At 38.0% G+C, this 13,403-nt stretch carries 13 protein-coding genes; 6 read left to right on the top strand and 7 right to left on the bottom strand.

Annotated features, from left to right (window positions below; genetic code table 11):
- Positions 1-1,146: an ergothioneine biosynthesis protein EgtB gene (gene egtB / locus JYB62_RS03540; RefSeq protein WP_205644053.1), complete on the bottom strand. Its 1,146-nt coding sequence runs from the start codon at positions 1,144-1,146 to the stop codon at positions 1-3.
- Between the two features lie 34 nt (positions 1,147-1,180).
- Positions 1,181-2,125 carry a succinylglutamate desuccinylase/aspartoacylase family protein gene (locus tag JYB62_RS03535; protein ID WP_205644052.1) on the bottom strand — a complete coding sequence of 315 codons (945 nt, stop codon included), beginning with the start codon at positions 2,123-2,125 and terminating at the stop codon, positions 1,181-1,183.
- A 77-nt stretch (positions 2,126-2,202) separates the two neighbouring features.
- On the opposite strand from JYB62_RS03535, the gene murB reads away from it, so the two are divergent.
- On the top strand, positions 2,203-3,216 hold the full coding sequence (murB, locus tag JYB62_RS03530; RefSeq protein ID WP_205644051.1) for a UDP-N-acetylmuramate dehydrogenase: 1,014 nt from the start codon (positions 2,203-2,205) through the stop codon (positions 3,214-3,216).
- Here murB and JYB62_RS03525 read toward each other — a convergent pair.
- The gene (locus JYB62_RS03525; RefSeq protein WP_074224299.1) at positions 3,213-3,695 is read right to left on the bottom strand and encodes a deoxycytidylate deaminase; all 483 of its coding nucleotides are present in this window, start codon (positions 3,693-3,695) and stop codon (positions 3,213-3,215) included. The two genes, murB and JYB62_RS03525, sit on opposite strands and share 4 nt — an antisense overlap.
- 143 nt (positions 3,696-3,838) lie before the next feature.
- Between JYB62_RS03525 and JYB62_RS03520 the strand changes: the two genes are divergently transcribed.
- The 4 genes from JYB62_RS03520 to JYB62_RS03505 all read left to right on the top strand — a co-directional run bounded on the left by JYB62_RS03520 (position 3,839) and on the right by JYB62_RS03505 (position 5,757).
- The gene (locus tag JYB62_RS03520; protein ID WP_205644050.1) at positions 3,839-4,429 is read left to right on the top strand and encodes a DUF4136 domain-containing protein; all 591 of its coding nucleotides are present in this window, start codon (positions 3,839-3,841) and stop codon (positions 4,427-4,429) included.
- Positions 4,430-4,670: 241 nt separating this feature from the next.
- On the top strand, positions 4,671-5,027 hold the full coding sequence (locus JYB62_RS03515) for a response regulator (RefSeq protein ID WP_205644049.1): 357 nt from the start codon (positions 4,671-4,673) through the stop codon (positions 5,025-5,027).
- Between the two features lie 314 nt (positions 5,028-5,341).
- A complete protein-coding gene (locus JYB62_RS03510) occupies positions 5,342-5,530 on the top strand; it encodes a hypothetical protein (RefSeq protein ID WP_074224302.1) in 189 nt (62 codons plus the stop codon).
- 89 nt (positions 5,531-5,619) lie between these two features.
- A complete protein-coding gene (locus tag JYB62_RS03505) occupies positions 5,620-5,757 on the top strand; it encodes a hypothetical protein (protein WP_205645463.1) in 138 nt (45 codons plus the stop codon).
- A gap of 46 nt (positions 5,758-5,803) precedes the next feature.
- On the opposite strand, the gene JYB62_RS03500 is transcribed toward JYB62_RS03505, so the two are convergent.
- The 3 genes from JYB62_RS03500 to JYB62_RS03490 all read right to left on the bottom strand — a co-directional run bounded on the left by JYB62_RS03500 (position 5,804) and on the right by JYB62_RS03490 (position 10,036).
- Positions 5,804-6,895: a glycerate kinase family protein gene (locus JYB62_RS03500; protein WP_205644048.1), complete on the bottom strand. Its 1,092-nt coding sequence runs from the start codon at positions 6,893-6,895 to the stop codon at positions 5,804-5,806.
- A gap of 3 nt (positions 6,896-6,898) precedes the next feature.
- Entirely contained in the window at positions 6,899-8,287 is a 1,389-nt protein-coding gene (locus JYB62_RS03495; RefSeq protein WP_205644047.1) for an alanine/glycine:cation symporter family protein, read from the bottom strand.
- A 153-nt stretch (positions 8,288-8,440) separates the two neighbouring features.
- Entirely contained in the window at positions 8,441-10,036 is a 1,596-nt protein-coding gene (locus JYB62_RS03490) for a beta-N-acetylhexosaminidase (protein ID WP_205644046.1), read from the bottom strand.
- 210 nt (positions 10,037-10,246) lie between these two features.
- Between JYB62_RS03490 and JYB62_RS03485 the strand changes: the two genes are divergently transcribed.
- On the top strand, positions 10,247-11,704 hold the full coding sequence (locus tag JYB62_RS03485; protein ID WP_205644045.1) for a Gfo/Idh/MocA family protein: 1,458 nt from the start codon (positions 10,247-10,249) through the stop codon (positions 11,702-11,704).
- Positions 11,705-11,743: 39 nt separating this feature from the next.
- Here JYB62_RS03485 and JYB62_RS03480 read toward each other — a convergent pair whose 3' ends face one another.
- Positions 11,744-13,402 (bottom strand): OmpA family protein, encoded by a 1,659-nt coding sequence (locus JYB62_RS03480; RefSeq protein ID WP_205644044.1) that lies wholly within the window; start codon positions 13,400-13,402, stop codon positions 11,744-11,746.
- Between the last annotated feature and the right edge of the window lies 1 nt (position 13,403).

The raw sequence follows: 13,403 nt of genomic DNA, 5'->3' as shown, positions 1-13,403 counted from the left end.
TTATATTGATTCGGCTAATCTGATCCCCATAAATTGCCAACGGAAATGAGGATGAAAAAAATTTCTATAAGTGGGTCTCGAATGATTTTCAGGAGTAGCTACAGAGGCTCCTCTCAGCACCATTTGATTGACCATAAATTTACCATTGTATTCACCTAATGCTCCTGGTGCAATTTTAAATCCTGGATAGGGCAAATACGCTGAATTGGTCCATTCCCATCTCGAACCCCAATGAAAATCACGTTGTGCTACCTCCCATTCAAATTCAGTAGGCAACCTTTTCCCCTTCCAATTTGCAAAGGCAGAAGCCTCATAGAAACTCACATGAGCCACAGGGGCTTTTAATTCAATAGACTTTTTGCCATTCAGAGTATAATAAGCCCATGAATTCTCTAAAGGCTCCCAATACAAAGGAGCTTTTATTTTTTGATGCTGAACCCAAGCCCAACCTTCTTCATGCCAGTAAGTTGGATTATGATATCCCTCTGCATTAATAAACTCCAAGTATTCTTCATTTGTAACCAAATTCCCCGAAATTCTATAAGCATTTAGATAGACTTTATGGGCGTTCATTTCATTATCAAAACAGAATCCATTTCCCTTATAGCCTACTTCATAGATTCCTTCTTCTTTTCCTACCCATGGACTAGAATTTGGAATTACATATTCTCCTATATCCATTACCGAGATATTTAAGGGGTTAAACCAAAGGCTGAATTTCAAATCGGTTAACAAAAGCTCTTGATGTTGCTGCTCATGATTTAGCCCCAAGACCACTAAAGACATCACCTCCTCTTTCCCTTGAGCAATCAATTCCAGCATGGCTTGGTCTACATATTCCCTGTATTCAAACACTTCAGCGACAGAGGGTCTGGTCATCAAGCCCCTTTGATTTCTAGCGGTTCTGGTACCTAATGAATTATAATACGAATTGAATAAAAAGTTGAATTGAGGATGCTTAACATGGTATGCTTGCGCAAAAGGTATCAAAATGAATTGTTCAAAAAACCAGGTGGTATGAGCTAAATGCCATTTGGGGGGACTTACTTCTTCTGATGCCTGAAGGCTAAAGTCTTCAGTAATCAAATCCCTACAAAGGAATAAAGAGTGGTTTCTAATGTGTTTGAATTGTTCATCAACACGCATAAAAGTTATAGGGTTAACAGTTTAAAGTTTCAAATTATTCTTTTCCTACATGAATTAAGGCATCCCCCACATTAATCACAGGCATATTGTTTATTCCAATGACAAAGCCATTTGAAGGTGCTTTGACGGGAATTTTTACTTGACCATAAGGATCAGATATTTTGGCTAGCACCTGTCCTTTTTTCACGGCTTCACCTAACTGAATATTGGAATTAAAAATTCCTGAGGCCTTGGCTCTTATCCAGTCACTTCCATTTAGGAAAATCGTGTGAGTGGGATCCGATAAATTATCAATCATTCCTAAACTAGCAAGAAGCCTCTTAGTTCCTTGTACTCCTTCCTCAATGGCAAACTCATCTAATCGCATGGACTCTCCTCCCTCATACACTAAAATACGTTTATTAGATTTATATGCAGATTTTCGAAATGATTTTTCGATATACTTTGAATTGACCACAAAACGGGATCCAAAGGATTTAGCTAGGTTTAAAGCTTCTTGATCACTATAATCCACTCTGATTTGGGGGTAATTGGTCAGCATTCTCCCTCCAGTATGAAAGTCAACGCCATAATCAATCAAAGGAATGATCTCATTACTTAAAATATAAGCGATCTGAGAAGCCAAAGAACCTTTCTTACTCCCAGGAAAACTCCGGTTTAAATCCCTACCATCGGGGAAAGTTCGACTATTAGACAAGAACCCATAGATATTCACTAAAGGCATAATGATCAGGGTCCCTTTTCGTAACACTAAATTTTCATCTACTTCCTCCAGAATCTTTTTGGCTGTTGCAATTCCATTGATTTCATCTCCATGAATCCCACCTGATATTAGAACCACGGGACCGGGTTTCTTAGCCGATCGAATGAAAATCGGTAAATCAATCAGTGTGTGAGTGGGAAGTTTTGCGATTGGCAACTCTAAATTTAAGTTTTGCCCAGGTCTAATTCTGACCCCATTTAGTATTAATTCTTTCATGAAATATGTGAAAGGAATGAAAATTTCATTTCTTATCTGACCAAATCTTGTTTATTTCGCAATACAAGATTTCCTTCATGAATATACAAGAAAACATTTCCCTTAAACCCTTTAATACGTTTGGCTTAGATAAAAAAGCCAGATTTTTTACTAGTGTTAATTCAAGAGAACAATTAATTGAGTCTTTAATATGGTCCAGAAATAGGGGACTTGAGGTTTTTATTTTAGGAGGAGGTAGCAATATTCTTTTAACACAGAATATCAACTCACTGGTAATTAAAATTGAAATATCTGGTATTGAGGTAGTGAATGAAGATGATGATCATGTATGGGTAAAAGTTGGAGCAGGAGAAAATTGGCATTCATTTGTTTTATATGCCATTTCTCAAGGTTGGGCTGGAATAGAAAACCTATCGCTTATTCCAGGAACAGTAGGAGCCTCCCCCATGCAGAACATTGGAGCATATGGCGTAGAAATTAAAGATGTTTTTCATAGTCTTAGAGCTTTAAACAGAGCTAACCTTGAACAAAAGGAGTTCACTAAGGAGGAATGTAAATTTGGATATAGGGAAAGTGTTTTTAAAAATGAGTTACAAGGTCAATACATCATCACTTCCGTAACCTATCAATTGAATAAAAAACCTAAATTCAATATTGAGTATGGCACTATTCAAGAAACACTCAAAGAAAGCGGAAATGAAGAATTGTCCATTCAAGCAATCAGCGATGCTGTAATTAAAATAAGGCAGTCCAAGCTTCCTGATCCTAAAGAAATCGGAAATGCAGGCTCATTCTTTAAAAACCCAACAATTTCCGAAGAAGAATGGGATGCACTGAAAGAAACATTTACGGATATCCCTGGTTACGATGTGCCAGAAGGAAAAAAAGTTCCAGCTGCTTGGTTAATTGAAAAGAGCGGTTGGAAAGGTAAGCGCTTTGGTGAAACAGGAGTACACACCAAGCAACCCCTAGTTTTAGTTAATTACGGGGAAAGTAAAGGGAGTGATATTAAGGAGCTGGCTGAAAATATTCAGTCTTCCGTTTACGATAAGTTTGGAATCCAACTCAAGGCTGAAGTAAACTTTATTTAAATAAGATCATCCTGAACCAACAATTCCTCAGGATATTTTTCTACTTGAACCCCAAATTTCCTCAAGAAATCTACCCCTTCGTCGGAGCCTATTCCTTTATATTCTGCATAGGAATATAGAAATACGACTTTGGAAATTCCCATTGAAAAAATGATTCTTGCACAGGCCAAGCAAGGAGAAAGTGTTACATATAAGGTAGAGCCTTCTACGGAAGTATTATTTTTCACAGCGTAAAGAATTGCATTTTGCTCTGCATGTAGCGCAAGAGAGCAGCTACCTTTACTATCTCTAGCGCATCCATGATCTGGAAATTCCACATCACAATTATGAGTACCTGCCGGTGGACCATTGTATCCTATTGAAATGATTCTTGTCTCCTTTGTCAAAACGGCCCCAACATGTTTTTTAATACAATGTGACCTTTTGGCTAAGTTGACAGCCAATTCCATAAAAATATCGTCAAATTCCGGTTTTTGCATGCTTGAAAATTTTGTCAAAAATAACAATGATTCTTAGGCAAGAACAAGTTTGTGGAATAATCCTTTCATTATATTCGTTTATATAGTCCAATCTAACTTTGGTTAGGGCATTTCGTATCAAGTAAGACCAAATATTACCCAACATGTTTTCGATTAAACGCAATTACGCATTAGGACTTCTGCTATTAATCATTTCATCCTGTAGTTCCATAGATATTTTCAAAGAAAACACAGAAATACCTGTTAGCAGACCCTATACCTCTTTTGTGATTATCAATCAGGAAGTAGGAATGAAAGAGTTCAAATCTGAATTTATAGATCATCAAGTACAGATACATTTACAAGAGGCATTAGAAGCCCAAGGCTTTGTCTATGATAGAGAGAAACCAGACCTAGTGATCCGATATACCTCTAATGAGGACCCTAGGAAAAGAACGACCAGTAATTATCCCGCTCCCTACCCTTATTGGGGATATAGAGTTTGGGATCCATGGGCCGCCTCAAGCTATATGAACCCTAACTATGGAACAAAAACTACGAGCTATGAGCTCCTGCAGGTAATTATTGATTTTATTGATCCTGCGGAAGACAAATTTTTAATGACCTTAACAGGAGTGACTGAAGTTTCCAGTCCAAAAGGGAAAGATAAAAAAGTTCTAAAAACTGTAGATAAAATTATTGAAAGCTTTTTAACGGATTTGCCTAAACGACCAAATTCAATAGAGAACTCCTAAAAAGAACGAGGCATGGCTATTGCATTAAATATGTGAAAACTACCGCAGCCAAACCTCTATTTCAACAGATTTTCAGTTGCAGAGTCTATCTGTAGACAATTTGGATTGCCAGAAAATCGTGGCTGGAAAAATAAAAGATATTTTGCATGAAGATAAATTGGCAAAATATTTGTGTTTTTCCAACATCATGTTACTTTTGTAACATATTAATTGTTGTTCAGTTGCACATTTTTGCATTTTGATGTTAACCATAGTTCTCATAGACGATGATCCTATCAGTACATTTGTTACTGAAAAATTAATATCTAAGAATGTAAATGAGCCTTGTCAATTTTATAAGTATCAAAGCGCAAAAGCTGCGTTAAATGAAATTTATAATATCAAGCCCAATTACTTATTCTTGGATTTGAATATGCCAGAGATGACTGGATGGGATTTTTTAGACACGTTTGACACCGCTCAAAACGAGGCTCAGATATACATTCTGAGTAGTTCTGTGGATGAAAGGGACATCAACAAAGCTAGCAAATACCAAATCGTCAAGGATTATTTATCTAAACCTCTGATAAAAAAATATATCAAAAGTATTTTTAACTAACCTCCCCATCCGGAGGTTTTTTTATTTAATTGCTTGAAAGCGATTTCATTTTTTTTTACCTTCTCTTAGTAAATGAAAGGGAAGTAGCAATTAGACGCCTAACTAAATATTATTTCTTAGTACTCAGCGCTTTAATAAGTTACCCGGCCTTTTCTGCTACTTTAAAGAAATTGTAAAGGCTCAACTCAAAATTTTCAATTCAAATTAGGATGGAATGAACCTGAAAAAAAATAGTTGAGATCGCATTGTCTAAAATGAAATTTTATTTTAATTCGCAGCATTAATTCATTCACACAACCATTTAATTAACTGATATGGAGGACATTGATGACGATTTCGACGATTTCGATGATTTTGACGACACTGATGAATTCGGAGCAGATTTCGAAGATGAATACGATCTAGACGAAGAAAACGAATTCCTCGATGACAACATTGTTGATTTCGATGATGATGAGGATTTTGAAGATGACTTCGACGATTTAGAAGACGATCTAGATTAAAGAATAGTTGCTTTAAACCGGTTCAGCTTTGGTAATTTCAATGATTGAAATTATCTTCGGGCATTGTTAAGTTCAATGAAAAAGAAATTATGATACTACTTGATATTTTCAGTTCACCAATTGCATTTGGAGCACAAACTTTCCTAGTGATTGTTTGCGTATTAATCGGTTTAGGAGCAGGGATTTCTGCAATTGACGTGAAGGATACTTTTTCTAAAAAGAAGTAACTAAAACATAGCATATATTTTAAAGGAGGTTTTTTACCTCCTTTTTTTATTCCAAATCAATAGTTTGAGAAATTTCCTTCAGATTTTTTTTTGCGACTTCCCGAAAATTGTTTTTTTGAAAGTTTAGATCCGGAAGTTGATACACTCTAGTAAACTCTTCGCTCAGTGCCTCCTCTCCAGAAGTAATCAAAAAAATAGGCTTCTGATATTTTTCGGCCAATTTCAATAGTTCAAAACAGGCCTTTCCAGATTTTGACTGGTTGTCATACCTCCCCTCACCAGTAATCAGAAAATCAGCTTTTTCCAGCTTTTTTTCCAAACTAATTTGACCAAAGAAATAGGTGGCTCCAGTTTCAATCTTGGTTTCAAAAAAACCAGACAGCCCAGCTGCGATTCCTCCTGCTGCTCCAAATCCAGATTTATCCTGAAAAGCAAGATTTGATTTGCGATACATCATTTCCAACAATAATTCACATTGATTTTCATATTTGGATATTTCCTCGCTTATTAGACCTTTTTGAGGTCCAAAGACAGGAATAGCTCCATCAGGACCCCCAAATGTATTCTTCACATCACAGAGACATGTAAATTTCACCTTAGGGATTTTAGGGCCTTTTTGAATGTGCTTAATTTTAAATAAAAAGTCCTTTGAAAATGGAATAAGATTCCGACCATTGGCATCCAGAAAATGAATACCCAACGCCTGTAAAATCCCAATTCCTAAATCAATGGTAGCACTCCCACCAAGCCCTAGAATAATCTCTTTTGCACCTTTGGAAATTGCATGCTGAATAGCTTGACCTGTTCCATAAGTTGAGCTGACTTTTATATCCAATTCATGAGGTGGGAGCTGACCTAAGCCAGAAAATGCTGAAACATCTATATAAGCTTTGTCTTCATTTAGGTAATAGCTTCCCAATACTGGCTTACCAACCGCATTGAGGCACCAAAAGGAAACGAAGGTCAAACCTAGTGAGTAGCCCAATAATTCACAGGTACCATCTCCCCCATCTCCAATAGGGATCACCTCAATCGAAGCTTTTGGGTTTCGAGAGCGAATAGAAGATGCAATTATTTCTCCTGCTTCAATCGCAGAAAGGGTACCTTTGAAAGCGTTTGGAGCAATGAGAACATTCACCTCTTATACATTTTTCATTCTCTTAAAATAATCCTTAGATGCCTCTTTTACTTTTGGAGCTAAGTAAATAGTAGAAATCATAGTTGGTATTGCCATAATCGCATACATTCCATCTACCAGACTGATTACAACATCCAAAGAAGCTACCGCCCCCAAGACAATGGTGGCTAGGTAAAAGTAATTGTAATAATCAGCCTTATCGGCTCCAAACAAATAATTGAAACATTTATGCCCATAATAGGAATAGGTAAACATCGTCGATAGGGCAAAAATCAATACCGCAACCATCAGCAAATATTTCCCTATTCCAGGCAAAGCCATTTCGAATGCATTTAACGTCAACCTTACACCATCATGCTCGGTAGTCTCCCATACTCCTGTTAGCATGATCACTAAAGCCGTTAGGGTACATACTACTATCGTGTCAATAAATGGACCCAACATAGCGATCAAACCTTCACGAATCGGTTCGTTGTTTTTGGATGCTCCATGCACCATTGGAGCTGTACCAATTCCAGCTTCATTGGAAAAAGCTGCTCTTCTGGCGCCAGTGATGATCACCGCACCGACAGCTCCACCTGCAATGGCATTTCCTGTGAAAGCATCTTCAATTATTTTCCATATCATGGCAGGAACTTCATCAATATAATTGAATACGATCAACAGAACTGTCACAAAATAAAGGGCAACCATAAAAGGAACCATACGAGAGGCAACTGCGGCAATTCTTTTAATGCCACCTAAAATTACAATAGCTACCAAAAGCATCATGGTAACCCCTAATATCCAACGCGTACTTTGCCCTAAATCTATCCCTGCTAGGATAAACCTAGAGGTTTCTCCCCCATCCAAACCAGCAGGCATAAATATCACAGCCCTCAATACTGCAGTGAGCTGATTGGCCTGGAAAATCGCTAATAACCCCAATATACCAGCGGTACAGAAAATAACAGAAAGAAACTTCCACTTCTTACCCATCCCCTCTTCTATCACATACATAGGACCACCCTGGACTTCTCCAGACGAATCCTTTCCTCGAAACATAATGGCTAAGCTACAGGTGTAATATTTGGTGGCCATTCCAACAAATGCAGAAATCCACATCCAAAAAATAGCTCCTGGACCTCCCATATTGATGGCAATAGCAACTCCACTGATATTCCCTAATCCCACTGTGGCTGCAATAGCAGAAGATAATGCCTGAAAAGAAGTAATTTGACCTGGAGCTAACTCATTGTCATACTTTCCACTAAGTAACCGAATAGCATGGCCTATCTTTCTAAAAGGAATAAATCCCGAATGAAAAAATAGGATCACTCCTCCTCCAAGCAACATGATCAACATTGGAGTGCCCCAAATCCAATTGCTGAAGGATATAATTAGATCGCCCATAGCGTATATTTTTTGTGGTTTAGTAGGTTTCGAATATCATTTAATCCCGATAATAGCCCCAATTTGAGCAATATCAAAGGTTTTTGATTAAGAATGGTAATAAAAAACCCGAGTGTATTCAGACTACACCCGGGTTTTGAAGATCAAGAAATCTTACCAATTGACTTTTGGTGATTTATAAAATTCAATGCCGTTGATATCCCATCTTTTTCCCATCACAGCAATCCGGCGTTGAAAGTCCGGCCAATTTCTTTTTGGAGTTGGAGTCCACGCTACCTCCGCTATCGCAGCCAATCTTGGGAATACCATGTACTCAATATCTGATCTACTGGTAATAGTCTCGGTCCATAAAGGTGCTTCCACCCCAATCACATCAGATTTATTAATTCCATCGGCATAAGTGGCTGGGTCCCACATGTAGGCAGAATCCAATTCTATATATGCAGCCCAATGAAGCCCCAATCTACTGGTAGAATCATATTGCATATCTAGGTAAGCCTTTTTGGAAGGAGACATCAAAACTTGGTTTCCTTGATCTTTGGCCAATTTGGCATTATCTGCCAAAGCCCAGAATTGAGCTATATTCCCTTCCTTTAACTTTGTTGTGGCAATTTCATCCCATCCTATACTGGTCTTTCCATATTTCGCAGTAAGCTCCTGTACTTTCTCAACGAAATAGATATAATCGTCTTTTTCGGTAACATGGGACTCATCCCCACCAATATGAAAGTATGGTCCAGGAGTAATTTCAGAGATTTCTCTAATTACATCCTCAATAAATTGATAAGTGATTTCTTTATTAGTGGCAAATGTACTAAACCCTACTTCAATACCCGTATATAATTCTGCTGGCTGAGGATTTCTATCCAAAATATCAAAATCGATTTTCCCTTCCCTCATTGTGCTGAAATCCCCATCTGGCAAATTCACACCTGGATTTAACTCACCATAAGAAGCTAAAGCTGCATTGGTATGACCAGGCATATCTATTTCAGGAACTACAGTGATATAGTTTTGAGCTGCATAGGCAACGATATCTTTGTAATCTTCTTGGGTAAAAAATCCTCCTTCACCTCCCCCAACTTCGGTTTTCCCTCCTATTGCTGTCAAGTTTGGCCAGGATTTAATCTCAATTCTCCAACCTTGGTCATCTGTTAAATGCAAGTGCAGGTAATTTAACTTCAATATAGCCATCTGATCAATGTAATGCTTCACATCTTCCACTCCAAAAAAGTGTCTGGCTACATCAAGCATGGAGCCTCTATATGCATAGTCTGGCTCATCCATGATTTTTCCTGTTGGGATTCTCCAGGACTCTTTTACTACAGAAGAACTCTCAATGGAAACAGGGAATAACTGAACTAACGTTTGAATTCCATAGAAAATACCCGCTTCTGAGCTAGCCGAGATTTTTACAGAGGAATCATCGATTTCAAGGGTATACTTCTCTGATTTATCATTACCGGTAAGTTCTAATTGAATATCTCCACCTTCAGTTCCTACAGGAATTTCATATCCGGTAGCAGGCTTTAATTTAGAAGCTAGAAATGATCCCAAATTGGAAAGATTAGATGAATTTCCTACCAATTGAATAGATGAAGAGGAGGTTAATTCAAATGCTCCCGAGGAAGTTTGAATAGTGCTAGGTAAAGGAATAATGGCGGACTCATCTAAGCCGTGAATAGGCTCTTGGCAACTGAAAACCACAGCTGACATGAGTGATAAGAATCCTAAGATAGATTTTTTCATGGGTTATTAATTTGCTTAAACTTACTCTAAATTTTTAAATATCTTAAAGTCACAAATCAAATTTATTCGAAAAAGGGTTTTGATAATAAAGGTCGGTAGCTTAACATTGGCTGACCATTTAAAGGAAAATATACCTACTAGCAAAAACAACTATTAAATGAGATAAGCATTTTATATTTTAAGTGCTTGATATCAATAACCTAAAATTCCATGAAAAAGAAGGATCAAATCTCTGCCAACTCTCGCCGAGATTTTATGAAAACTACCACCGCAGCTTTAGCGGGATTTTATATTGTACCTAGACATGTTTTGGGTGGCCCTGGATTTATAGCTCCTAGCGATAAATTGAGAGTGGCCAGCGTAGGTGTTGGTGGAATGGGAGGCGGAGATGTAAGAGGTATTTATTCTACTGGTAAGGTAGATATGATTGCGCTTTGTGATGTAGATGATTCTAGAGCCAAAGGAAGTAGAGAAGCACACCCAAAGGCAGCCTACTACAAGGACTACCGTGAAATGTTGGAAAAAGAAGGCAATAATATTGATGCTGTTTCTGTCTCAACTCCAGACCATATGCATGCCGTAATTGCGATGATGGCCATGAAAATGGGCAAACATGTTTATGTACAGAAACCTTTGTCCCATGATATTTATGAAGCTAGAATGCTCACAGAGGCTGCTGAAAAATACAAGGTAGTAACCCAGATGGGTAATCAAGGATCTTCAGGTGATGGCGTTAGAAAAATGGTTGAGTGGTATAATGCTGAATTAATAGGTGAGGCAACCAAAGTTTACTCTTGGACAAATCGTCCTGTTTGGCCTCAAGGAATCCAATGGCCTGAAAAACCAATTACCCCTCCTTCTGATTTGGATTGGGATCTATGGCTAGGTACTGCTCCTTATAAAGATTATGTTGGTAACCTTGTACCTTTCAACTGGAGAGGTTGGTGGGATTATGGTACTGGTGCATTAGGAGATATGGCTTGCCATATTATGGAACCACCTTTTAGAGTGTTAGGACTTGGCTATCCTAAATCAGCTGAAGCGTCTGTAGGTTCAGTTTATGTTGGAGAATTTCAGCGTGGGTATTTCCCTGAAAGTTGTCCTCCTTCCTCTCATATTACACTTCGATTTGATAGACCAGGCAAGGAAGATCTGGAATTCCACTGGATGGATGGAGGTATTCAACCAACCAGACCAGAAGAATTGGAACCGAATGAACAAATGGGAGATGGAGGAAATGGTGTAATTATAGAAGGCACAGAAGGTAAAATGATGTGTTCAACCTATGGAATAAACCCTCAACTACTCCCTACTTCAAGAACCAAAGACATCAAGGTGCCAGAAACCTTATATCGAGTTCCAAATGGAGACCGTGGACACTATGCCAACTGGGTAGATGCTTGTATCGCAGGGCATGGTTCCAAGGAGTTTGATCAATTAAGCTCTCCTTTCTCTATAGCAGGTCCTTTAACTGAATCAGTGTTAATGGGTAATCTTGCGATCAGAAGCTATGATTACCGAGTAGCGAAAGAAGGGCAAGACAATCAATTTGATTATCCAGGAAGAGGAATCAAATTACTTTGGGATGGTGAGAATATGAAGATCACTAATTTTGAGCCAGCCAACCAATTTGTAAAACGAAACTATCGAGGAAATTATTCTTTATAATTAGAAAAGGCTTTGAGTGAATTCACTCAAAGCCTTTTTTCATTGAATTACTTCTAATTCAACCCTTCTATTTTTTGATCTTCCTACTTCTGTGGCATTGGAAGCTATCGGTCTTGTCCCTCCCCATCCAGAAATCCTTAAATTTTCAAATTCCACTCCTTTATCAACTAAAAAATCTCTCACGCTACCGGCTCTTTCTAAAGATAGACCTTTATTTAAACCAGGGTCCCCAACACTATCGGTATGCCCATTAATCCTGATTTTTACAGTTGGATTTTCTACAAGAAAGTAGGCCAACTCTGTGAGGGAGGCAACCGTTTCTGCTCCCTCCAATTCAGAAGTACCTCTTTTAAAGTTTACTTTATCTAAGAGCAATACACTACCAGGCTCTACTTTTGTCATTAATACAACCGTCTTATCATTTGATTTTATATCACTAATAGCCAGATATTTAGGGAAGAATCCTTGAGACATCACTTTAACTTCATTCACTCCATTGGATAAGAGTTTTGAAATGTATAAGGAATCTAAATTATTGAAAGATTTTTCAATTTCTCCTTTTTTCAAATGAATCGTAAAGTCCAGTCGTTTGTTATTCTTAGCATCAATTACCAACCAAGCTATCGGGCTTTCTTTTTCTTCCATCTTAGGCTTTGTATTTTCCAGTTGACTCAGTTGTATTTCAGCTTTTCCAATAGCTGTTCTAGGGAAAATTGGACTGATAGAATCCGAAGTATTAGCAATAGGCATAGCTTCACTAATTGACTGTTTAGGAGGTGAGATTGCGGGTGGTGCAGGAGAAAATTCTTCAGGAGTTTCCAAAGGAACAATAGTCTCAAAGGTCATTAAATCGGCAAACCCATCACTATTTGTGGTACTGGACCATACTACCTCCGTATCAGAAATAAATGTTACGGAAACTTCCGAACCTCTAGAACTGATCTGTTCCCACTTGGTAGGTTTACTCCAGTCTTTCCATCCTTCTCCTGTTTTTTTAGCTATAAAAATATCTTTCCCTTCTGCACCTTCATGCATATTTGAGGAAAAATATAGCAATTGCTTTTCCGGATTGTAATAAGGACTCATCTCCTGCCCTTTTGTATTGATGGCAGATCCAAGGTTAACCGGAACAGACCAATCAATTACTCCCGTTTTTTCACTGACGAAAATATCCTCGTTCCCATAGCTATCTGCTCTTTTCCCTGATAAAAATATAAGTTTACCTCCATTTGCAACTCTTCCTAGTAGCTGTCCTTGAAGGTCTTCTAGTCCAGGGAAATTTACCTGTCGTAAAAAATTCCAATCCGTTCCAAACTTAGAATATTGGTACATTCCATTCCTACCTGAACCTTTATGATATACCAATAAGGTCAAGGCATCTTCCAGACCTAAGGCAAAATCGTAACCATCAGTACTTAAATCAGCGCGGTGAATCGCTTCTTCCCACTCCCCTTTTTCATTCTTTTTGGTCATCCAGATATCACCTGGATCGGTCACTCCACCAAGATTGATTGGATGAAATGCCCTACTAAACAAAAGCATATTATCTCCAATCCAAACCGGGTTTTGATCATCCTGAGGACTATTGGCCCCAGAAAGAGACTTCAACTCTTGGGCGAAACCAGTAGTTATATTAAAACAAAAAGCAAGTAGCGGAATGCCACTTGCTTTTAGGTATGTGATTATTTTTCTATTCATT

The organism is Algoriphagus lutimaris (assembly GCF_017051705.1).
GTDB classification, from domain to species: Bacteria; Bacteroidota; Bacteroidia; order Cytophagales; family Cyclobacteriaceae; genus Algoriphagus; species Algoriphagus lutimaris.
The sequence above is the reverse complement of the archived record's forward strand: the minus strand, read 5'-3'. Positions and strand labels throughout refer to the sequence as shown.

Bases quoted from the DNA above. Each gene is read 5' to 3' on its own strand.
- egtB (WP_205644053.1), bottom strand. From the start codon at position 1,146: ATGCGTGTTGATGAACAATTCAAACACATTAGAAACCACTCTTTATTC.
- JYB62_RS03535 (WP_205644052.1), bottom strand. From the start codon at position 2,125: ATGAAAGAATTAATACTAAATGGGGTCAGAATTAGACCTGGGCAAAAC.
- murB (WP_205644051.1), top strand. From the start codon at position 2,203: ATGAATATACAAGAAAACATTTCCCTTAAACCCTTTAATACGTTTGGC.
- JYB62_RS03525 (WP_074224299.1), bottom strand. From the start codon at position 3,695: ATGCAAAAACCGGAATTTGACGATATTTTTATGGAATTGGCTGTCAAC.
- JYB62_RS03520 (WP_205644050.1), top strand. From the start codon at position 3,839: ATGTTTTCGATTAAACGCAATTACGCATTAGGACTTCTGCTATTAATC.
- JYB62_RS03515 (WP_205644049.1), top strand. From the start codon at position 4,671: ATGTTAACCATAGTTCTCATAGACGATGATCCTATCAGTACATTTGTT.
- JYB62_RS03510 (WP_074224302.1), top strand. From the start codon at position 5,342: ATGGAGGACATTGATGACGATTTCGACGATTTCGATGATTTTGACGAC.
- JYB62_RS03505 (WP_205645463.1), top strand. From the start codon at position 5,620: ATGATACTACTTGATATTTTCAGTTCACCAATTGCATTTGGAGCACAA.
- JYB62_RS03495 (WP_205644047.1), bottom strand. From the start codon at position 8,287: ATGGGCGATCTAATTATATCCTTCAGCAATTGGATTTGGGGCACTCCA.
- JYB62_RS03490 (WP_205644046.1), bottom strand. From the start codon at position 10,036: ATGAAAAAATCTATCTTAGGATTCTTATCACTCATGTCAGCTGTGGTT.
- JYB62_RS03485 (WP_205644045.1), top strand. From the start codon at position 10,247: ATGAAAAAGAAGGATCAAATCTCTGCCAACTCTCGCCGAGATTTTATG.
- JYB62_RS03480 (WP_205644044.1), bottom strand. From the start codon at position 13,402: ATGAATAGAAAAATAATCACATACCTAAAAGCAAGTGGCATTCCGCTA.